20 protein-coding genes are annotated in these 21,564 nt (G+C 64.1%); 12 read left to right on the top strand and 8 right to left on the bottom strand.

The window, feature by feature from the left end; genetic code table 11:
- Positions 1 to 15 precede the first annotated feature (15 nt).
- A complete protein-coding gene (locus BUB53_RS14235) occupies positions 16 to 1,263 on the top strand; it encodes a glycosyltransferase family 4 protein (protein WP_073035437.1) in 1,248 nt (415 codons plus the stop codon).
- Between the two features lie 27 nt (positions 1,264 to 1,290).
- Here BUB53_RS14235 and BUB53_RS14230 read toward each other — a convergent pair whose 3' ends face one another.
- Positions 1,291 to 1,773, bottom strand: a complete 483-nt coding sequence (locus BUB53_RS14230; RefSeq protein WP_188745008.1) for a DUF3576 domain-containing protein — start codon at positions 1,771 to 1,773, stop codon at positions 1,291 to 1,293.
- A gap of 158 nt (positions 1,774 to 1,931) precedes the next feature.
- On the opposite strand from BUB53_RS14230, the gene BUB53_RS14225 reads away from it, so the two are divergent.
- Entirely contained in the window at positions 1,932 to 2,582 is a 651-nt protein-coding gene (locus BUB53_RS14225; protein ID WP_073035436.1) for a YggS family pyridoxal phosphate-dependent enzyme, read from the top strand.
- Here BUB53_RS14225 and BUB53_RS14220 read toward each other — a convergent pair.
- From BUB53_RS14220 to BUB53_RS14190, 7 genes are all read right to left on the bottom strand, one after another.
- Positions 2,576 to 3,076, bottom strand: coding sequence for a L,D-transpeptidase family protein (locus BUB53_RS14220; protein ID WP_073035435.1), 501 nt, complete (start codon positions 3,074 to 3,076; stop codon positions 2,576 to 2,578). The two genes, BUB53_RS14225 and BUB53_RS14220, sit on opposite strands and share 7 nt — an antisense overlap.
- Before the next feature lie 275 nt (positions 3,077 to 3,351).
- On the bottom strand, positions 3,352 to 4,563 hold the full coding sequence (locus BUB53_RS14215) for an efflux RND transporter periplasmic adaptor subunit (protein ID WP_073035434.1): 1,212 nt from the start codon (positions 4,561 to 4,563) through the stop codon (positions 3,352 to 3,354).
- Positions 4,564 to 4,569: 6 nt separating this feature from the next.
- Positions 4,570 to 6,933, bottom strand: coding sequence for an ABC transporter permease (locus BUB53_RS14210; RefSeq protein WP_073035433.1), 2,364 nt, complete (start codon positions 6,931 to 6,933; stop codon positions 4,570 to 4,572).
- Positions 6,934 to 6,942: 9 nt separating this feature from the next.
- Positions 6,943 to 7,650 (bottom strand): ABC transporter ATP-binding protein, encoded by a 708-nt coding sequence (locus BUB53_RS14205; protein ID WP_073035432.1) that lies wholly within the window; start codon positions 7,648 to 7,650, stop codon positions 6,943 to 6,945.
- Positions 7,651 to 7,706: 56 nt separating this feature from the next.
- Complete coding sequence (locus tag BUB53_RS14200) at positions 7,707 to 8,441, bottom strand: hypothetical protein (protein ID WP_073035431.1); 735 nt, start codon at positions 8,439 to 8,441, stop codon at positions 7,707 to 7,709.
- Positions 8,438 to 10,876: a Lon protease family protein gene (locus BUB53_RS14195; RefSeq protein WP_073035430.1), complete on the bottom strand. Its 2,439-nt coding sequence runs from the start codon at positions 10,874 to 10,876 to the stop codon at positions 8,438 to 8,440. The genes BUB53_RS14200 and BUB53_RS14195 overlap by 4 nt, the downstream gene beginning before the upstream one ends.
- A gap of 85 nt (positions 10,877 to 10,961) precedes the next feature.
- Positions 10,962 to 11,879 carry a LysR family transcriptional regulator gene (locus BUB53_RS14190; RefSeq protein ID WP_073035429.1) on the bottom strand — a complete coding sequence of 306 codons (918 nt, stop codon included), beginning with the start codon at positions 11,877 to 11,879 and terminating at the stop codon, positions 10,962 to 10,964.
- A gap of 243 nt (positions 11,880 to 12,122) precedes the next feature.
- Here BUB53_RS14190 and BUB53_RS14185 point away from each other — a divergent pair, with 243 nt between their 5' ends.
- The 10 genes from BUB53_RS14185 to BUB53_RS14140 all read left to right on the top strand — a co-directional run bounded on the left by BUB53_RS14185 (position 12,123) and on the right by BUB53_RS14140 (position 21,535).
- Positions 12,123 to 12,905 (top strand): 5-oxoprolinase subunit PxpA, encoded by a 783-nt coding sequence (locus BUB53_RS14185; RefSeq protein WP_073035470.1) that lies wholly within the window; start codon positions 12,123 to 12,125, stop codon positions 12,903 to 12,905.
- A 27-nt stretch (positions 12,906 to 12,932) separates the two neighbouring features.
- Positions 12,933 to 13,169, top strand: coding sequence for an acetyl-CoA carboxylase (locus BUB53_RS14180; protein WP_073035428.1), 237 nt, complete (start codon positions 12,933 to 12,935; stop codon positions 13,167 to 13,169).
- A 3-nt stretch (positions 13,170 to 13,172) separates the two neighbouring features.
- Positions 13,173 to 14,555: an acetyl-CoA carboxylase biotin carboxylase subunit gene (locus BUB53_RS14175; protein ID WP_073035427.1), complete on the top strand. Its 1,383-nt coding sequence runs from the start codon at positions 13,173 to 13,175 to the stop codon at positions 14,553 to 14,555.
- The gene (locus tag BUB53_RS14170) at positions 14,552 to 15,427 is read left to right on the top strand and encodes a 5-oxoprolinase subunit B family protein (protein ID WP_073035426.1); all 876 of its coding nucleotides are present in this window, start codon (positions 14,552 to 14,554) and stop codon (positions 15,425 to 15,427) included. The genes BUB53_RS14175 and BUB53_RS14170 overlap by 4 nt, the downstream gene beginning before the upstream one ends.
- Positions 15,417 to 16,388 (top strand): 5-oxoprolinase subunit C family protein, encoded by a 972-nt coding sequence (locus BUB53_RS14165; RefSeq protein ID WP_073035425.1) that lies wholly within the window; start codon positions 15,417 to 15,419, stop codon positions 16,386 to 16,388. The genes BUB53_RS14170 and BUB53_RS14165 overlap by 11 nt, the downstream gene beginning before the upstream one ends.
- 74 nt (positions 16,389 to 16,462) lie before the next feature.
- Entirely contained in the window at positions 16,463 to 17,536 is a 1,074-nt protein-coding gene (gene torT, locus BUB53_RS14160) for a TMAO reductase system periplasmic protein TorT (protein ID WP_073035424.1), read from the top strand.
- A gap of 72 nt (positions 17,537 to 17,608) precedes the next feature.
- Complete coding sequence (locus tag BUB53_RS14155) at positions 17,609 to 19,111, top strand: sugar ABC transporter ATP-binding protein (protein ID WP_073035423.1); 1,503 nt, start codon at positions 17,609 to 17,611, stop codon at positions 19,109 to 19,111.
- Complete coding sequence (locus tag BUB53_RS14150; RefSeq protein WP_073035422.1) at positions 19,108 to 20,118, top strand: ABC transporter permease; 1,011 nt, start codon at positions 19,108 to 19,110, stop codon at positions 20,116 to 20,118. Before BUB53_RS14155 ends, BUB53_RS14150 begins: the two co-directional genes overlap by 4 nt.
- A gap of 93 nt (positions 20,119 to 20,211) precedes the next feature.
- Positions 20,212 to 20,940 (top strand): energy-coupling factor ABC transporter ATP-binding protein, encoded by a 729-nt coding sequence (locus BUB53_RS14145; protein ID WP_084729153.1) that lies wholly within the window; start codon positions 20,212 to 20,214, stop codon positions 20,938 to 20,940.
- The gene (locus tag BUB53_RS14140) at positions 20,921 to 21,535 is read left to right on the top strand and encodes an energy-coupling factor transporter transmembrane component T family protein (protein WP_073035421.1); all 615 of its coding nucleotides are present in this window, start codon (positions 20,921 to 20,923) and stop codon (positions 21,533 to 21,535) included. Before BUB53_RS14145 ends, BUB53_RS14140 begins: the two co-directional genes overlap by 20 nt.
- Positions 21,536 to 21,564: the final 29 nt, after the last annotated feature.

The following is a 21,564-nucleotide window of genomic DNA, read 5'->3' as shown; positions in this document are numbered from 1 at the left end:
CGGGCGGTGCGTTCCATGAAAATCCTGTTCATCCACCAGAACTTTCCCGGCCAATACAAGCATCTGGCGCCGCTGCTGGCTTCGAAAGGCCATCAATGTGTCGCGCTGACCCTGCGGGTGAAAGAGCCGACAAACTGGAACGGAGTGCGCGTGCTGCCTTACGCCCTGCCCAACCGCAAGGGACAGAACACGCATCCCTGGCTGGTCGATCTGGACACCAAGGTTACCCGTGGGGAGGCGTGCTATCGCGCGGCATGCAAGATGAAGGATGCCGGATTTTCCCCCGATCTGATCCTTGCCCATCCCGGTTGGGGCGAATCGCTGTTCCTGCACGATGTCTGGCCGGATGCTCGGATCGGTCTTTATTGTGAGCTTTATCACAGTGCAGAGTATCCCCATCTGCGGTTCGATCCCGAGTTCGACCGGGGCGATGCCGATCTGTCGGGGCTTCGTATCCGCATGAAGAACATCAACAATCATCTGCATTTCCAGATGGCGGATGCCGGTATCAGCCCGACCCGGTTTCAGGCCGATACATTTCCGTGTGAATTCCGCGACCGCATCACCGTTATCCATGACGGAATAAACACCGCCCTGTCACGTCCTGACCCGAATGCCCGTCTGACCATCGACGGACAGGTCGATGTGACGCGCAACGATGAGGTGATTACCTTTGTGAATCGCAATCTAGAACCCTATCGCGGATATCACGTTTTCATGCGCGCCCTGCCCCGCCTGCTGCGTGAGCGTCCCCAAGCGGAAGTTCTGATCGTCGGTGGCGACGAGGTCAGCTATGGCGCGCGGCCGCCCGGCGGAAAAACCTGGAAGCAGATTTTCATCGACGAGGTACGTGGCCAGATTTCCGATGCCGATTGGGAGCGCGTGCATTTCCTGGGCCGGATTCCGCATGACAAGTTCACCCGGCTTTTGCAGGTCAGCCGGGTGCATGTCTATCTAAGCTATCCCTTTGTTTTAAGCTGGAGTCTTCTGGAAGCCATGAGCTGCGGCGCGTCCGTCGTGGCCTGCGATACCGCGCCGGTCAAAGAGGTCATTGCGCAGGACGAAACCGGACGGCTGGTGGATTTCTTCGATGGCGATGCGCTTGTCGGGCAGGTCTGTGATCTGCTCGAAGATCAGGAGGCGCGCGAAGGTCTGGGGGCGGCGGCGCGGAGTTTGATCCAGAAACGGTATGATTTGCGCAGCATTTGCCTGCCGCGCCAATTGTCATGGGTCGATGACGTGATGTCAGGTGCGGGAGCCTGAACGCCCCCGAACTGCTTTATCCGGAAATCAGAACCTTTCGGCCTGAATCCGCAACTGACGGGCGCGCGCCAGGATCGCATCCTCGACAGCGCGTTGCGTTCCGCCCGCCACCGGGCCGCTACGTGTTTGCAGCGCCACGTTAAGCGACCGTGCGTCAAGCGCGGGATCGCTGATCAGGATGGTCGCGCGATAGGCCTGTCCGCCCCCCGGCGGCGTGCCATAACCTGTTGAAATAACACCCGTAAACGGATCGGCCGTCTGTACCGGAAGGAAATCGAGCACATCCAGAGATGCCGTCCAGAGATACCGGTTGACCTTGACCTCGGCATCGCCGCCTTTGAACGCGTCGAATATCGACGATCTGCCAATGAAATTCCCTTTGGATTCGCGTCCGCCTTCGATGCGGTAGGCCTCCGGATCGAGCTTGGCGTCGCGGAAGCCCCCGCAAGAGGCAAGCAACGCAAGGCAAACCGTGGTCAGTGCGGCATTTCTGATGCTGTACATGGTCATTACGCGATCCGGCATTGTTTCCCTCCCCTACTATCCAAGGTAACGGATCGGAGCAAGGAGTTTACTGAAATCGTCCTGGCTTGGACGGCAGGCATTGTGCCTGTGCATCGCCCTGTGGCAAACAGGCACCCGGTACCGCATCAGACAGAGGGCGTGGCATGGGGCTGCAAGAGATCAGAACCCGCATTCACAAAGCCGAGGACGCCGCCGGGCGCGCGCCCGGAAGTGTCACCCTTGTCGCGGTTTCGAAAAAGCAGCCCAATGACCGGGTCGAAGCCATTCTGGAGCAGGGGCATCGGTGCTTTGGCGAAAACCGCGTGCAGGAGGCCGCCGGAAAATGGCCCGATTTTCGCGAGCGTTTTCAAGGGATTGACCTGCATCTGATCGGCCCCTTGCAAACCAACAAGGCACGTCAGGCATTCGAGTTGTTTCAGGCCATTCACTCGGTCGACCGGCCCAAGCTGGCCAGGACCATTGCCCGTCTGGCCCAGGAAGAGGGGCACTGCCCCGATCTGTTCATCCAGGTGAACACCGGCGAGGAAGAGCAGAAGGCCGGTATCCTGCCAGCCGAGGCCGACGATTTCATCAAGGATTGCAAGGGGATGGACCTTCCCGTCAAAGGGTTGATGTGCATCCCGCCCGTCGATGAAGAAGCCAGTTTGCATTTCGCCCTGCTGGCCAAAATCGCCAACCGCAACGGGCTGGAGGGGTTGTCGATGGGGATGAGCGGGGATTTTGAAAAGGCGATCGCGCTTGGCGCGACCCATGTGCGTGTGGGCAGCGCGATTTTCGGCGAACGCGCCTATTGAGGACGCACGATCAGCCGCGTGGATGGCTGAATTTTCCTTGCGATATCAATCAGATGATCGCGGCGAAAGGCGATACATCCCTCGGTGGGGTAATGCGGCCGGCGCCATTGGTGCAAGAATATGCATGACCCGTGGCCGGGTTTGGTCTCCGGCCAGTTCCAATCGGTGATCAGCACCAGATCATATAGCGGATCAGCCCGGCGCAGCACCTCATGCGAGTGCGAATAAGGCTTTCGAATCATGAGGTTATAGTGGCGATCCTCGGGATCGTCGGACCAGATGTCGCCGGGCCCGATGGGCACCGCCCAGTCGGCGGGCCGCGCCAGGCGATCCGGGCGATAGAGCATGCCGACGATTCGATGCACCCCGATGGGCGTGGCGCCATCCCCCTCGCGTTTACAAGCGGTTAGCCCACCGCGCCCGACCGAGCAGGGATAGTGGCGACCGCGAAATCGCAGCCCCATCGGCGTGAGAACGAGATCATCAGGTGTCATGCAGGTGTCATGCCCGAAATCGCCCCGGCACGGAAGCCGGAGTTTTGTACGAAACGTACGAAATGGACACGCGTTTCGTACGAAACCCGGCCCCCGGTAACCGCGGTGCATTCATCATGGACGCAAATTCACCGATTTCACGCGGGGTTAGCAGTTTGGAAAGAATTTCATGATTGGGTCGGGGCGCATATCACGAAAGGGATCGTCGAACCGTCATGCGGAGCGCTCTGCATATCGCCATGGACCTCATCGCTGTCGGGCGATGGCTATGGAGGTTATTGCGCCTCGCGTTCGGTAATCGCCACCCCGTCGGCAATCGCGTCCGATGGGTGGGTAATGACGCTCTGACCGGGCTCGAGCCCCGCCAGCACCTGAACGCTGCTGCTGTTGCGGCGGCCCGTTTCGATCACCTGCAAGCGGGCCGCACCGCCATCGGCCACGAAAACGGCCCAGTCCTGCCCGCGCCGGAACAATGCGCCAAGCGGGATTTGCAGCACATCGTCCCCCTCCCATTCGACGACATGCAGGTAAACCGAAAACCCGTCGCCGAGGCCGGAACGCTGCGCGAGCGGCGTGACCAGATCGAAAATCACATCGACGCGCTGTTCCTCGATGCCGAGCGCGGACACCTTGGTATAGCCCGATGGCTCGATCTTGGTCAGGCGCGCCTCGAGCGTGCTTTCACCGCCCCAGCGATCGACGATGGCGCGCGCACCGGGGGCCAGGCGCACGGCGTCGGTGGACAGAAGATCGGCGACGATTTCTATATCCTCGGGCCGCCCGACCGACAGGAGATGCGCCCCGGCGGTGACGGGCCGTTCGCTGATCGTGTCGATCCGCAATACCCGGCCATCGACCGGCGCGGTCAGGCGCACGCAACACCCGTTATCCTGTGCCGCATCGTCGCCGGGCTCAATCAGCGCGGCGCGCGCGCCGTCCAACGCGCTGTTGGCACGCTGAAGGTTGGAGGCCGCGGCTTCGGCCCGGGCCTCGGCCGTGGCAAGGCGCTGCTCGGCGTCTTCCAGCCGGATGACGGAGGCCACGCCGCGATCCACCAGGGTCTTTGCCCGCTCGTAATCGGTACGGGCATAGTTCAGTTCCTCATCGGCCTGCCGCAACTCGCTGCGGGCCACATAAAGCGCCGCCTCGGCCTCGCGCACGGCGGCCTCGGCCTGAATGCGGGTACGCGCATCCAGGAGGCCGGAACTGGAGGGTTCGACGATGGCGACCACGGTTTCGCCGCCCGTCACGACATCGCCTTCGCGCACGGGCGAGCGGCGGGCCGTACCGGTGATGGGCGCGGACACCTCGTAAATCTCGGCGATCCGGGTGCGGGCGTCGGCCTCGATGGTGACCTGCATTATCCCGCGCGTGACCGGGGCAATATCCACCGGCACGGGATCGGTACGAAACGCCACCCAGGCAAGACCGCCCACGACAGCCAGCCCGAGACCGGACAAAAGAACGGTACGTGTCTTGAGGGCCATTTCCGGTTACTCCCGTGTTTTCATGACTTCGACAAGGTTCAGCTTGTCCAGACGGCGGCGCACCACCAAAGACGATACAAAGGACGCCGCCAGCACCACAAGGCTGGCGCGGGCGAACCCGGCGGGTTCCAGCACCAGCGGCACGGCATAAAGATCCGATGTGGAGCCGCTTGCCAGCGCCTGCGCGATCAGCGCCCCCAGCCCCCAGCCGAGCGGTTGCGCCAGAATCGCCAGCACCATGGTTTCGCCCATCAGAACAAAAGACACCTCGCCACGGGTGAACCCGAGAATGCGCAGGCTGGCCAGTTCGCGGGCGCGTTCGGACAGTTGAATGCGCGCACCGTTATAGGCCACACCAACGGTGATCAGCACCGCGATGGAAATATAGACCGTGGTCATGACGACGACATTTTCGCGAATGGTTTCCTCGAAACTGCGGCGCATGTCGCTCAGCATGATCAAGCCGCTGAGTTCCGGTGTTTCCTTCAGCGTGGCGTGCAGTTCCGGCAGGAGGGCGTCATCGACCAGAAGATTGGCCACGCTGATCCTCGGGGCCTGACGCTTGAGCCGGTTGAGCGTTTCAAAATCCATATAGGCGCCAAGGCCGATATACCGCGTGACAACGCCCGCGACGGGCAGCGCATGCGTTTCGCCGCGCCCGCCGAGGAATTCGACCTGGAGGATATCGCCCGGCGCGGCCTCCAGCTGCATGGCCAGCCGTTCGGACAGAAGCAGCCCGTCGCGGGGCACGTCGACGGCCCTGCCCACCCCGTCGATAACGCGCGACAGATCGGCGCCCGGGCGGCGGGCCTCGATCGCTGCGTCTTTTTCGAGATGCCCGTGACGCAGGATCGCCGCCTGGCCCTGTTGCCCTTCGGCGCGCAAAACGCCCGGCAGGTTCGCCACCTGCGGCAGGGCGGTTTCGGGGATATCCGGCTCAAACAACAGGATCGCGTCCTGCCGGTTGGACTGGTAGAAGGCGCTGTTCACGATCTTGTCCAGCGCATCCGAAAAGAAGCCGGACGCCACCAGCACGGCCACGGCCAGCGACAGGCCCAGCGTGGTCAGCGCCGAGCGGAGCGGCCAGCGCATCAGGCTGCGCAGGATCATCATCACCGGCTGCGACAGGCGCATCGCCGCCAGCAACCGGTCGAACCAGGTGCGCTTGAACCGTGGCGGCGCGGGCGGGGCCATGGCCACGGCCGGTGGCATGGCCGCCGCCCTGAGCGCACTGCGGGCCGCCCCCAGCGCCGCGCTGAGCAAGGCCAGAACCCCGGATATCACATAGGCGTCCCAGGCCACGCGGTAGATCAGGTAGGGAAAATCGAAGAACTGCGCATAGAGCCGCGCCAGCGCCCGCGACAACCAGGTGCCGACGCCCCATCCCAGGACCGCCCCCACCAGCGCGATCAGCGCGGCCAGCATCAGATAATGCAGGCAGATTTCCACATCGGAATACCCGATCGCCTTGAGCAATCCGATCTCCGAGCGTTCCAGCGCGATGATCCGCCCGATCACCATGCCGACCAGAAAGGCGGTGATACCGAAGAAGATGGGCGGCAGGATCAGGGCGGTGGCGCGCAGCTGTTCGATCTCGGCATCCACGAAACTGTGCGAGGTCTGCCGGTCCCGCCCATAGGCGCCCAGCCCGCCATACGGCTCCAGAAGCGCATCCAGCCGGTCGATCACGGCAGGTTGTTGCGCAGCCGGATCGAGCTTCAGGGCGATGTCGTTGAACGCACCGTCCATGTCGAACGCCGCATCGGCCATGCGCGCGGGCATCCACAGGATGCCGAAGGTTTCGTTGTCGGGCATCAGCGCACCGGGACCGATGGTATAGATGAATTCCGGCGACAGAACCGTGCCGGTCACGCTCAGCCTGCGCTGCTGCCCGCCCAGATTGGCCAGAAAGCTGTCACCGGGGCGCAGCCCGTTGGCCTGCGCGAAGGGCGCGTTCACCGCGACCTCGGCCGTGGCCGCCGGATCGGGCAGCCGCCCGGTCCGCAGAAGGGGGCGGTTCAGCAGCGGCGCACCATCCTCGGGCAGCGAGATCGCGCGCGCCGTCACCGTCTCGACCCGTGCGGGCAGGTCGAGGATGACATGCTCGACCACGCGCGGTTCGGCCTCGCGCACACCGGGGATGGCGCGGATATCCGTCAGCAGGCTGTCGGGCACGCGGTTGGCCCCGGCAAAGACATCGGCAAAGCGGTTGCGCTCGTAATAGGCGTCGCGGGTCTCTTCCAGCGCACCGTACATGCCGAAGCTGGTCATCAGGATCGCCACACCGCAGGCCAGCACCAGCGCGATCGCGGCGGCCTGCGCCCAGAGGCGGCGAAAATCGCGCAGCAGCTTACGATCGAGCGCCTCCATCTGTGCCTCCTACCAGTGAATTTCGGCGGGCGCGATGCGGGTGTCGTTTTCCTCGACCCGGTCGATGCGCCCGTCGCGGAACCAGATCACCCGGTGGGCCATTTTGCGGATGGCGGCGTTATGGGTGATCACCGCCGTCGTGGTGCCGAGTTCGTCGTTGATCGTCCTGAGCGCGTCGAGCACCTGCACCCCGGTCTGGCTGTCCAGCGCGCCGGTGGGTTCGTCGCACAGCAGCACCTCGGGGCGTTTGGCGATGGCGCGGGCGATGGCGACGCGCTGTTGCTCACCGCCCGACATTTCGGCGGGGAAGTGATCCATCCGTTTCGACAGGCCGACCCGTTCCAGCGCCTCCTCGGGGCGCATGGGGTTGCGCGCCACATCGGTGACGAGCTGCACGTTTTCCCGCGCCGTCAGGCTGGCCACCAGATTGTAGAACTGAAACACGAAGCCGACATGATCGCGGCGGTATTTCGTCAGCCCCCGGTCGCCCAGCGCGGTCAGTTCCAGATCGCGGAACCACACACGGCCCGCGCTGGCGTGATCCAGCCCGCCAAGGATGTTGAGCAGGGTGGACTTGCCCGACCCGGACGGCCCGAGCAACACCACCAGTTCGCCGGCGTAAAGTTCGAGGTCCACGCCGGCCAGCGCATGAACCTGTGTGCTGCCCGTGTCATAGACCTTGGTCACGCCCTGAGTTCTGAAAATCGCCTCCGACATCCGCCTCCCCCAAGCCAATGTTCCGCACCCGTTGCCCCGTCGGGGCATGACATGCCTCAAACCGGGGGTGCGGTATCCGGTTCCAGAATGAGCGGACAGCGCGCAGCGTCCAGCAGGCGCGCGACGGGTGGCAAGGCCGCATGAGGCCCGGACGCCACGACGACCGCAGGGCGGCAACGCTCGAGCCGGGCCAGAAGCGCCGCGGGCGAGTCGAACGTGACGATACCCGCCCCCGCAAGCCCGGCCAGGGGCGCGGGCCGCACCTCACCCGCCTGCACCGGAACCAGAACGATCAGCGGTTTGCCCAGACCCTCGGACAGGTGCGCGGCCAGAGCGGTAAGCCGTGGAGCGGGATCGGTCGCAGAGGCGATCAGGATCACGCAATCGCTGTCACGCGGCGCGCGGCGGAATCCGTAAACGATCAGGTCGCCCGCCCCGGCCCCCTGTTCGAGCACGGCGGCCAGACGCCCGTGTTCCTGCCGGAATCCCGCCCCCAGAGAGGCGCCGCGCGCCGTACGCAAAAGCTGTTCCCGGAAGCGGCGCGCATCGGCGCGGAAGGCGGCCTGCATCTGCTCGGCGGTGATTTGCGCGATGCGGGCGCCGGAAAACCCCACGCTGCACGCACGCGGTGCAGAGGCCGCAGCCAGGATCGATTCGTCCACCACCAGCAACCCGTGCAGCTCCGCCCCGATTTCGCGCGCCGCCAGAACGGCGATCTGCATCGTGCCCTCGGCATCGGTATAGCATGTCGCCCCCAGCAGGACGCGCGCGGGGCGTTTGGCCGCGTTCATGACGTGCCTCCCTGTTCCATCGCCGCGCGCATATAGGCGCGGCGCATGGCGGCGAATTCATGCAGGCGGGATTCGACCCGTGCATTGACGCTGTCCTCGGGGAACGTGCCGTACTTGCCGCGCGTGCCCGGCTCCTGCCCCGTCAGAACGGCGATGGCATCGGACAGGTGGGACATCGGGACGATGCGGAAGGTTCCGGCCTCGACCGCGTCGACCACCCGGCGGCGCAGCGCCAGATGCTTGACATTGGCCTGCGGGATCAGCACGCCCTGCCTGCCGGTCAGCCCGCGCGCGGCGCAGATATCGAAAAAGCCCTCGATCTTTTCGTTCACGCCGCCGATGGCCTGAATATCCCCGAACTGGTTGACCGATCCGGTGATCGCGAAGGACTGGTCGATCGGCACCCCGGAGAGCGACGAGATCAGCGCCAGAAGCTCCGCCGCCGAGGCGCTGTCACCGTCCACGCCGCCATAGCTTTGCTCGAACACCAGCGAGGCCCAGAGCGACATGGGCGCATCGGTGGCATAGGTCGTGGCAAGGTAGCCTTGCAGGATCAGCACCCCCTTGGAGTGGATCGGGCCGCCCAGTTCGGTTTCGCGTTCGATATCGACCAGCTTGCCCGCCCCCATCCGCGTGCGGGCCGTCAGGCGCGAGGGGCGGCCAAAGGCATAGCCGCCGATTTGCAGCACCGAAAGCGCGTTGATCTGACCGACGCGCGTGCCGTCCGTGTCGATCAGGAGGGTTTCGCGGGTGATCGCCTCGTGGCTGAGATCGCGCAGACGGCTGGCGCGGCGTTCGCGTTCGTGCAGGGCCTTTTCGATATCGGCTTCGGCAATCGCGTCATGGCCATTGCCGTCGGCCCAGTGATCGGCCTCGCGCAGAATGTCGGACAAGGTGTCGGTGTTCAGCGTCAGCCGTTCGGAATCACCGGTGAGGCGGGTGCTTTCGCGCAGCAGCGCGGCCACCCCGGCGGCCTGAAGCGGGCGGGTGCCGGCCTTGCACGTGATGGCGGCGATCATCCCGGCATAGGCGGTCAGATCCTCCGGGTCGGCGGGCATGTGATCGTTGAAATCGGCTTCGAGCTTGAACAGGTGGGCGAAATCCGGGTCGAGCGCGGACAAGAGATAGTAGTGCGAGCGCTCGCCCACCAGAATCACGCGCGTCCTGAGCGGCACCGGGTCGGGATCGAGCGAGACGGTGGAAATCAGGCTGAGCCGTTCGCCCGGCGAGTAGATGGCGATTTCGCCGGTGCGCAGGCAGCGTTTGAGCGCATCCCAGGCCAGCGGTTCGGACAGGACATGCAGCGCGTCCAGCACCAGGAACCCGCCATTGGCGCGGTGCAGCGCGCCGGGTTTGATCATGGTGAAATTGGTGACCAGAGCGCCCATTTCCGAGGCGTATTCGATGCGCCCGATCAGGTTGCCGAGGGTCGGCAGGGCCTCTTGCACCACGGGCGCGCCACTGTCGGCATCCTCGGGCTGGCCGACGATCACGTTGACGGCGTAGCGCTGAAACTGGGGCTTGGCGTAATGTTTCGAGGTGGCGCCGGGAAAGGGGCCGTCCTGTGCGCCGTCTTCGCGCAGCAGGAACAGCGCGGCATTTTCGATCAGGTCGGCGCGCACGGTTTCGAGATAGGCGCGCACGGCGTCGAGATCGGGAAAGGCGCGCTGCACTTCGGCAATGGCCGCATCCACCCCGTTGCGGGCCATTTCGGCATTCAGCGCCTCGACCTGCGCGCGGTGTTCCTTTTCGCGGGCGGGCGCGGATTTGAGCACTTCGGCCAGTTCGTCCTGCGTGATGTCGACCGCCGCGTCGATGGTTTCGCGCTGCTCCTCGGGCAGGGCGTTGTAGGTATCGGGGGTCAGAACCTCGCCCTCATGAGTACCTGCGACGGTGAACCCCATCGGCGTGCGCAGGATCGCCACGTTGCGCGACCGGGCGCGTTCGAAGAGTTGCGTCATCTGTTCTTCGTGGGCGTCGGCGAAGGTCTGTTCGATGGCGTTGCGGCGGGTCTGGTAATCTTCGGATTCAAACAGTGCCGGGATGTCGTTGGCCAGTTCGTCGATCAGTTGTTCCATCGCGTGGCGCAGGCGGTTGGCCTGCCCGGCGGGCAGTTCGATGGCGCGGGGTTTGTGCGGGGCGTCGAAATTGTTGACATAAACCCAGTCGCTGGGAAGGGGGCGGTTTTTCGCGGCCTCGTCGAGAATGGCGCGCACGATGCGGTGGCGGCCGCTGCCGGGGGTGCCGAGGACGAAGGCGTTGAAATCGCCATGCCGCATCCCGGCGGCCATGCGGATGGCATCGACCGCGCGATCCTGCCCCAGCCAGCCGGGATCGGCGGGCAGGTCGGCGGTGGTGTCGAAGCCGAAATCCCCGGCGGTGATACGTGCGCCAAGCGCCGAGGCCGGGAGGGTTTCGGGAAGTCTGGAGGTCATGGCCGGTCTCTCCTGTTGCCCCGTAGACCGCCGGGGCGGCGGGTGTCAGTCTAGGACACAGCGTAGCGGCAGGACTTGACCGGGATCAAGGCCGGGGGCTGGTGAACCAGGTTTGCGGATCGACGAAGGATTCGCGGAAGTAGTCATGCACCAGCGCCAGAGGCCCGGTGATCCCGGTGCCCTCGCGCCAGGCCAGCCCGACATCCATCGAGGGGATTTCAAGCGTCGTGGAGGCCGTGCCGATACGTTTGCCTTCGAGCGACCACGGGCGATAGACCATATCGGACAGGATGGTGACGCCCTGCCCGTTGGCCACCATGGAACGCACGGCCTCGACCGAGGCGGTGCGCAGCTTGACTTTGGGCTGATAGCTGGTGGTGGACCAGTATTTCATGGTGGTATGCGCGGCCTCGTCCACGGTGAGCATGATGTAATCTTCTTCGGCGATATCGGCGAAGCTGGCCTTGCCCGCGCGGTGGAACGGATGGTTCGACGGCACCCAGAGCCGCCGGGTGGAGCGCAAAAGCGTTTCGGTTTCGATCTCGGGGTTGCTGAGGTTCGAGGTCAGGACCACGGCCATGTCGAAGCGGTTGGACAACAGCCCCTCTTCGATGCTTTCGCGGTTCAGCTCGCTGAGGCGGATCTCGATGCCGGGGTAAAGATGCGCCAGCCGGTCGAGGTGATACGGCAGAAAATAGCCGATCACGGTATAGGTCGCGGCGATGGAGATCACGCCTTCGGCGGTCGAGCGGCGGTGGCTGAGATTCTTGGCCTCGTCCAGCCGGGTCAGGATATCCTGCGCCGAGGCCAGGAATTCACGGCCCGCGTCGGTCATTTCCATGCCGTGAGCCGAGCGCAGGAACAGGTCTGCGCCCAGTTCGCTTTCCAGATCGCGGATGGCCGTGGTGATGGCCGATTGCGAAATGGACAGCGCGGTGGCGGCGCGGCTGACCTGCCCCGATTCTGCGGTGGCCACGAAGTACTTGAGATGGCGAAAGTTCACGATCTGCCCATTCTTTCAGCCTTGATCTAATGAATATCGAAACACTGAATATCAGAAAATCAGATAGAATTGTTCACAAATCGACTGAATTTCCAGCATAGCTTTATTTATCAGATAGTTGGAATTTCCCGAGTCACACAACCTGTTCTGATTTTCAGATATATTAAAAGCAAATATTAGAAATTTACAAGTCACACATCCGGCGTTGATCCTTTCCCCATCCAAAACGCGGGGATCATGACGATGAAGACTATAGTCGATCTGAATTGCGATATGGGCGAAGGCTTTGGTCAGTGGAGCCTCAGCGAAGCCCCCGACGAGGAGCTTATGTCGCTGATCAGCTCGGCCAATATCGCGGCCGGGTTCCATGCGGGCGACCCCAATTCGATGGACCGGGTGGTGAAACTGGCGCAGCAATACGGCGTGGGGCTGGGCGCACATCCCGGCTATAACGATCTTCAGGGGTTTGGCCGCCGCTATATCCGCACCAATGCCGAGGAACTGGTCAACGACATCGTTTACCAGGTGGGCGCGATCCGCGAGTTCGGACGGCGTTACGGCATCCCGCTGCAACATGTGAAGCCGCATGGCGCGCTTTACATGGAGGCCGCCGTCAACGAGGAACTGTCCCAGTGGATGGTGGACACGCTGCAAAAGATCAGCAGCGACACGATCATTTTCTGCATGGATGTTTCCAAGACCTACGAAGTCGCCACGCGGCTGGGGCACCCGGTGGTGCGCGAATTCTACGCCGACCGCGATTACGACGACAGCGGTTCGATCGTGTTCAAACGGCAGGTCGCCCGCCCCGATCCCGAGCAGATTGCCGAAAAATGCGTGCGCGCCTGCAAGGAAGGCAAGGTGCGCACGGTCGATGGCAACGACATCGGGATAGAATTCGAATCGATCTGTTTTCACTCGGACACGCCCGGCGCGCTGGAGATCGGCCGCGCCATTCGCAAGGGGCTGGCCGATAACGGCATCACCGTCGCGGCCGCCGCGACGGTTCTGGAACAAGCAAGCTGAGACGACAACCCGTCAGGAGGACACACCATGGCAGACATTCAATCCCCCCTTCCCGGAACCTTCTATCACCGCCCCTCGCCCGAGGACGCGCCCTACAAATCCAAGGGCGATGCAGTGGCCGTGGGTGATGTGATCGGGCTGGTCGAGGTGATGAAAACCTTCATCGAGGTCAAATCCGAAATCGCGGGCACCTTTGGCGACTATGCTGCCGGGAACGAGGCCGCGGTGACCGCCGGTCAGGTTCTGGCAACGCTGGACGACTGAGTCATGGCCATCGAGCGCCTTTTCATAGCCAACCGGGGCGAGATCGCCGTGCGGGTGATCCGCGCCGCGAAAGAGCTGGGCATTCACACCATTCAGGCCCATTCCGAGGCCGATGCCGACATGCTGGCGGTGAAGCTGGCCGACGAGGCGGTGTGCATCGGGCCGGCGGCGTCGAAAGACTCGTATCTGGACGTGGACCGCGTGGTGGCCGCCGCGAAAGAGGCCGGCGCGGATGCGGTGCATCCCGGATACGGGTTCCTGTCGGAAAGCCCGCGGTTCGCCCGCGCGCTGGAAGCCGCCGGGATCACCTATGTCGGGCCGTCGGCGGACACCATCGAACGGATGGGCGACAAGGTGGCGGCGCGGCAGGCCGCCGAAGCGGCGGGCACACCGGTTGTGCCCGGATCGAAAGGCCGGATCGAAAACGTGGACGAGGCGGCGCAAGTGGCTGCCGAAGTCGGCTATCCGGTGATGATCAAGGCCGCTGCGGGCGGTGGCGGGCGCGGTATCCGCATTGCCGACACCGAGGATGACTTGCGCAAGCTGGCCCCGCAGGCGCAGGCCGAGGCGCAGGCGGCCTTTGGCGACGGGGGTCTTTACCTGGAGCGCGCGGTGCGCGATCCGCGCCATATCGAAGTGCAGATCCTGGGCGACGGCACCCGTGCGGTGCATTGTTTCGAGCGCGAGTGTTCCCTGCAACGCCGCCGCCAGAAGGTCTGGGAAGAGGCCGGTGCGGTGTGTCTAGACGACGGGACGCGCGCAGCGCTGTGCGCCTCTGCCGTGGCGCTGGCCGAGGCGGTGAACTACAAGGGCGCGGGCACGCTGGAGTTTCTTTACGACGAGGCCAGCAACGAGTTTTTCTTTATCGAGATGAACACCCGCATTCAGGTGGAACACCCGGTGAGCGAAATGATCACCGGCATCGACCTGGTGCAGGAGATGATCCGCATCGCGGGCGGCGAGCCGCTGCGCCTGACGCAGGATCAGATCGCCCCGCAAGGCCATGCGATCGAGGTGCGGATCAATGCGGAAAACCCGCATATGCAGTTCATGCCCTTCCCCGGACAGGTCGGGGCGCTGACCCTGCCCGAAGGGGATGGCATCCGGGTGGATCACTTCCTTTACGAGGGATACCGGATTCCGCCGTTTTACGACTCGCTCATCGGCAAGGTGATTGCCCATGCGCCGACGCGCCCCGAGGCCATAGACCGGCTGCGCGGCGCATTGCAGGCCCTGAAGATCGAGGGCCTCAAGACAACCATTCCCCTGCATCTGGCGCTGGCGGACGACCCGCATGTGCAAGCGGGCGCGTTCCACACCCAATGGCTGGAACCGTGGCTGGATGCCGGAAACCTGACCCCCGAAGCAACAGGAGGTGCATCGTGAAGACACGTTACACATATGGCGGAGACGAGCATGTCTACGTGGAGATGGACGAGGAAATGTCGCTGGAGGCGTTCTTCAAGTCCCTGTCCATGTCCAATGCCGTCCGAGAGGCCGACATTCCCGGCGTGACCGAGATCTGCCCGGCAAACGCATCGTTTCAGGTGCGGTATGACCCGGACGTGACCGCGCCCGACGAGATGCTGAAGCGCATTCAGGATCTCGAACACATGGCCGACAAGGCCGAAAAGCGGATGACCACGCGGATCATCGAAGTGCCGGTCTATTATCAGGACCCGTGGACGCACGAGACCTTGATGCGCTTTCGCGAACGCCATCAGGACCCGGAGGGGACCGATCTGGATTATGCGGCGCGCATCAACGGCTATGACAGCGTGGAGGCGTTCATCAAGGCGCACCATTCGCAGCCGTGGTTCGTGTCGATGGTGGGCTTTGTTTCCGGGCTGCCGTTCCTGTACCAGCTGGTCGAGCGCGACAAGCAGATCGAGGTGCCCAAGTACCTGCGGCCACGCACGGACACGCCCAAGCAGACGGTGGGCTATGGCGGCAGTTTTTCCTGCATCTACTCGGTGCGCGGCGCCGGGGGCTATCAGATGTTCGGCATCACCCCGATGACGATCTACGACCCGCGGCAGGAAACATCCTATCTACGCGATTTCCTGGTGTTCTTCAAACCCGGCGACATCGTGAAGTGGAAGCCCATCGACCGCGCCGAATACGACCGCATCCTTGCCGAGGTGGACGCCAACACATGGGCCCCGCGCATTGCCGAGGTCGAGTTCGATCTGGACGAGTTCAACAAGGACATGACCGGCTATAACGCCAAGCTGATGGAGGCACTCAATGACGCTTAAGATTGTCAAATCCGGCCTCGCCACCACGATTCAGGACATGGGCCGCCCCGGCTATTTCCATCTGGGCATCCCCGAGGGGGGCGCGATGGACCGCCTGTCGATGCGCGCGGCCAACATGCTGGTCGGCAACCCCGAGGAGGCCGCCGGGCTGGAAGCCGTGTTCATGGGGCCCGAGATCGAGTTCACCCAGGAGGCCAGCGTCGCCGTGACCGGCGCGGAACTGCCGGTGATGGTGGACGGCGAGCCGCGCGAAACCTGGACCAGCTTCACCATGAAGCCGGGGCAGGTTCTGAGCTTCGGCTTTCTGCAAGCGGGCGCGCGGGCTTATATCGCCGTGTCCGGCGGTATCGCGACCGAGCCCGATCTGGGCAGTCGTTCGACCTATCCGATCGGCGCGCTTGGCGGGGTCGAGGGCCGCGCGGTGCAGCCCGGTGACGAATTGCCGGTGGGCGATGCCCCGACCGTGGCAGAGGGGCGCAGCGTGCCCGCCGCGTTGCGGCGCGGGCCGGGCAATCCGGCGGAATTGCGGGTGCTGACGGGGCTTTACTGGTACCGTCTGACCGACACCGCCGGACAGCAGTTCTTCGAGGACACCTGGACCGTCGCGGCCGAGGCCGACCGGATGGGATACCGTTTCAAGGGCGGTCGTCCGCTGGAATTCGTCGAACGTGAACAGCCCTTTGGCGCGGGGGCCGATCCGTCGAACATCGTGGACGGGTGCTATTCCTATGGCTCCATCCAGGTGCCGGGCGGGACGGAACCCATCGTGCTGCACCGCGACGCCGTGTCGGGCGGGGGCTATTTCACCCTTGGCGCGATCATCTCGGCGGACATGGACCTGATCGGGCAGTTGCAGCCCAACACGCAGGTGAATTTCGTCAATGTGGACATGGACACCGCATTGGCCGCCCGGGCCGATCGCAAGGCCATCATCCGGAAAATCCGCGAAGAGCTGGGATAACCGCCTGCGGGACAGCGGGGCGCTGGCGCGCCCTGCCAAACAAACAAAACCGAACTGACAAGGAGGTCAGACACATGAACAAGCATCTGAAACTGGCAAGCGCCCTGGCGCTGGCCACGGCCCTGCCCGCCAGCGCGATGGCGCAGGACGCGTGGTATCCCTACCCCGCCGAGGAAGTGACCCCGGCCTTCAGCGCCGATGGCGAGGTGAGCGAGGTCACCTATACTCCGCTTGAGGCCGCAGCGCAGCCGTGGAACATCTGCGTGTCCTTCCCGCACATGAAAGACGCCTATTGGCTGGGCGTGGATTACGGCGTGGTGGACGAGGCCAAGCGCCTTGGCGTCAAGCTGAACGTGGTCGAGGCCGGGGGCTATACCGAACTGAACACCCAGATCAGCCAGATCGAGGATTGTGTTTCCGGCGGGGCCGACGCGGTGATCATCGGCGCGATTTCCTATGACGGGCTGAACAACGTGATCAGCGAAGTCGCAGGCCAGGGCATCCCGGTGATTGACGTGATCAATGGCGTGTCCTCGGGCGACATCGCGGCCAAATCGCTGGTGTCGTTCCGCACGATGGGCTCGGAGATCGGCAACTACCTGGCCGAAAAGCACCCTGCGGGCAGCGACGCGGTCAAGGTGGGCTGGTTCCCCGGACCGGCGGGCGCCGGTTGGGTCGAGGCCGCGCATGAGGGCTTCATGGGCGCGGTCGAGGGATCGGCGGTCGAGGTGCTGGAGCCGCGCTTTGGCGATACCGGCAAGGAAACCCAGTTGAAACTGGTCGAGGACGTGCTGCAGGCGAATCCCGACGTGCGCTATCTGGCGGGCACCGCCGTGACCGCCGAGGCCGCGCAGGGCGTGATCCGCGAGCGCGGACTGAAGGGCGAGGTCGATCTGCTGGCGTTCTACATGACGCCGGGGGTCTATACCGGCATTCAGCGAGGCTTCATCCTGGCCGCGCCTGCGGATTCGATGGTCATTCAGGGCCGGATCGCCGTGGATCAGGCGGTGCGCATTCTGGAAGAGCAAGACTACGTCAAGCATGTCGGGCCGAAGATTTTCGTCGTCGACCCCGAGAACATCAACGATGTGCCGCGTGAAAACATCCTGCCGCCCGACGGGTTCCGTCCGGAATTTTCGGTAGAGTGATCCGCCTCTGACAATCAGGTGCCGGGGCCGGCCTACATGGCCCCGGCACGGTCCTCCCCCGGAGACATGACAATGCCTTCCCAGCCCCTGATCCGCACCACGGGTCTGTCCAAGCAATATCCCGGCGTTCTGGCGCTGGATTCAGTCGATTTCGAACTGATGCCCGGTGAGGTACACGTTCTGTTCGGCGAAAACGGCGCGGGAAAATCGACGCTGATTTCGATGCTGGCCGGGGCCAACAGCCCGAGCGGAGGCACAATCGAACTGAATGGCGAAAAGATGCGTTTCGGCTCGGTCGCGGATGCGCAGGCCAAGGGGATTTACACCGTCTTTCAGGAATTTTCGCTGATCCCGACGCTGAGCGTAGCCGAGAACATCTTTCTGGGCTGGGAGCCGATGAAAGGCCCGTTCGTAGATCATCGCGAGATGCGTCGCCGCGCCCGGGAAATGTTTCAGGAACTGGATTTCGAGATCGACCCGACCGAGGTGACAGGCCGCCTGTCGCGCGCGCAACAGCAGATGGTCGAGATCACCAAGGCGTTCCATGGCGATCTGTCGGTTCTTATTCTGGACGAGCCCACCGCATCGCTGACCGACCGCGAGGTGGATCACCTGTTCGATTTCATCGAAACGCTGAAGGCGCGCGGTGTGGGCATCATCTATATTTCGCACCGGATGCAGGAATTTGCGCGGATCGCCGACCGGGTGACCGTGCTGCGCGACGGGGCCAAAATCGGCACCGTGGCCATGGACGAGACCGATGACGACGCGCTGGTCGAGATGATGACGGGCCGCGCGATTTCCGAGATTTACCCGCAGATCGCGCATAACCCCGGCGAGGTGCTGCTGCGCGCCGAGGGGGTGCGCACCAACGGCGTACAGGCCGCCGACGTGGACATCCGCGCGGGTGAGGTGCTGGGCGTGGCGGGGCTGGTGGGCTGCGGCAAGTCGCGCCTGTTTCGCGCGATGATGGGTGTGGCGCCCCGGCTGGCCGGGCGCGTCACGCTGAAGGGGCAGGACATCACCCACGCCCCCACAAGGCAGATCATTCATCACGGCATGTATTACCTGTCGCCCGACCGCAAGGGCGAAGGCCTGGATCTGGCGAAAACCGCGAATGACAATCTGGCGGTGAACCTTGTGATGGGCGGGCGCGGCGGCACGGGGCTGATCAACTGGTCGGCGGTGCGCGAGGCCAGCGTTCAGATTGCCGATTACGTGGAGTTGCACGAGGGATACCGCAGCAGGCTGGTGTCGCAACTGTCGGGCGGCAACCAGCAGAAGGTGCTGTTCGGCAAGTGCTTTGGGCAGGACGCGGATGTCTACATCCTCGACGAGCCGACGGTGGGCGTGGACATGGGCACGCGTGCGGCGCTCTACCTGCTGATCAAGGAACTGGCCGAGGCGGGCAAGGCGGTGGTCGTCATTTCCTCGGACCTGCCCGAGGTGATGCATCTGGCGCATCGGATGCTGGTGATGGCGCATGGCAGGCTGAGCGCCGAGTTGAGCGGCGACGAGATGACCGAGGACACGATCCTCAAACACTTCTTCGATGAAAGCGGAGCGACACAATGAGTTCAGACACCCAAGCGACCGGCGTCAAGGCGTGGATCACGCGGCTGTTCGTCAAGGTCGGCGTCTTGCCGTTCTTCCTGCTGGGGGCGCTGGTGATCTTCACCTTGCTGTCCTCGAAGTTCCTGACTGGGCAGAACCTGATCAACGTGGCGCGGCAATCGGTGTATCTGGTGCTGGTGTCGATGGGCCAGATGCTGGCGCTGGTCACCGGGGGGTTCGACCTGTCGGTGGGCACGGCGATTGCGCTGACTTCGGTGGTGTCGGCGATGGGCATGGTGTGGCTGGCGGGGATTTTCCCCGATGTGATCTGGCTGGCGATCCTTCTGGGTGCGTTCCTTGGCTTTGGCGCGGCGCTGATGGTGGGGTTGGTGAACGGGATCGGCGTGGCCTATTTCGAGGTATCGCCCTTCATCATGACGCTTGGCGTGTCGTCGGTGGGGGCCGGGTTTGCCCTGTTCCTGACCGGGGGCGTGCCGGTCTCTGGCCTGCCCTTTCAATTTGCCGACACGTTCGGGTTCGGGCGATTGTGGAGCATCCCCGTGCCGGTGATCATCGCCGTGATCTGCATCGTCATCATGTGGGTGCTGATGGCGCGCACCCGGCTGGGCACGCAGATTTACGCCGTGGGCGGCAATATCAAGGCCGCGCATCTGTCGGCGATCAACACCAGGCGCACCTTGCTGCTGGCCTATATGATCTGCGCGCTGATCGCGTCGCTGACGGGGTTGCTGCTGACCGCGCGGGTGGAATCGGGCGAGGCCAACCTTGGCGGGTCGATCGCGCTGGAATCCATCGCCGCCTGCGTGATTGCGGGCGTGTCGCTGCGCGGCGGGATCGGCCGGGTGGAAAACGTGGTTCTGGGGGCGTTCTTTATCGTGCTGGTGCAGAACGGGATGAACCTGGCGCAGGTCAGTTCCTATATGCAAATGGTGTTGCTGGGCGCGCTGCTCATTCTGGCGGTGATTTTCGACCAGATCCGGTATCGTATCATCATGCAGGGGCGCTAAGCACAGGATTTCGTCTGGCATGTCGGGGGCGCGCGGGCTATTGAACCGGCCCAGACCGGGCCCCGCGCGGGCCGCAACGCGGGGCAAGGCGCGATGACGGCACAGGCCGCACCCAGCACAGGCATCGAGATCACCGGCGTGACCTGCCGGTTCGGCACGCGGGAGGCGCTGCGCGATGTCTCGCTGTCGCTGAGCGAGCGGCGCATCGGGATCATCGGGCGCAACGGATCGGGCAAGACCACCCTGTCACGCCTGATCGCCGGTCTGATCGCCCCGGACGAAGGCGACGTGCAGGTCGCCGGTGTGGGTGTCTACAAGGACCGCAAGGCGGCGATCCGCAACGTCGGCATCCTGTTCCAGAACCCCGATCACCAGATCATCTTTCCCACGGTCGAGGAAGAACTGGCCTTTGGCCTGCGCCAGTTGGGCCAGTCCAAAGCCGAGGCGCGCGATGGCGCGCGGGCAATGCTGGCGCGGTTCGGACGCGGCGAATGGCATGACCGGCCGGTCGACAGCCTGTCGCAAGGGCAGCGGCATCTGGTCTGCCTGATGGCCGTTCTGGCGATGGAGCCCAGAGTGATCGTTCTGGACGAGCCGTTCTCCGGCCTCGATATCCCGACGACGCGGGCACTGCGCCGTCATCTCGACGCCCTGCCCGCCACGCTGATCCATGTCACCCATGACCCGGCTGCGCTGATTGGGTATGATCGGGCGATCTGGCTGGATCAGGGGCGCGTTGCCGGGGATGGCCCTGTCGATACGGTGCTGGATCGGTATCTGGCGGCGATGCAGGAGGCGGGCGATGCTGACGCTGACCTCTGACATCCGCACGCCGTATCACCGGCTGCGGGCGGGCGTGAAACTGGCGGCGCTTTGCGTGGCGACGGTTGCGCTGTTCTGGCTGGACAGCGTACCGGGCATGGCCGCCGGGCTGACGGCGGTGGCGGCGCTCTATCTTGTGCCGGGCTGGCGATTTCTGCGCGAAGGCATTGCCCTGCTGAAACCCGTGTGGTTTTTCGTGGCGCTGGTCGTCGTCTGGCACGCCGTCATGGGGCAGACCATGGCCGGGCTGATCATCGCCCTGCGCCTGATCGCGGCGGTGGCGCTGGCCAATCTGGTGACCATGACCACCCGGTTCGACGACCTGACGGACGTGGTGATGTGGCTGCTGACGCCGCTGCGCAAACTGGGCGCGAATACTGCGCCGCTTGGATTTGCCATCGTGCTGGTGGTGCGCTTCATCCCCGTCCTGATGGACAAGGCGCACAAGCTGATCGACGCCTGGCGCGCGCGCAGTGCGCGGCGCGTGGGCTGGCAGATCGCCCTGCCGATCACCCTGATTGCCATTGACGACGCCGAACATGTGGCCGAGGCTTTGCGCGCACGCGGCGGGCTGACCCCGCCGCAGGATCCGTGACGACCAAGATCACAACAAAGGAAACGCGA

This window comes from Roseovarius pacificus, assembly GCF_900142665.1.
In the GTDB taxonomy this organism is placed as follows: domain Bacteria; phylum Pseudomonadota; class Alphaproteobacteria; order Rhodobacterales; family Rhodobacteraceae; genus Roseovarius; species Roseovarius pacificus.
Note: the sequence above shows the minus strand (reverse complement) of the source record. Positions and strands in the feature narration are given on the sequence as shown.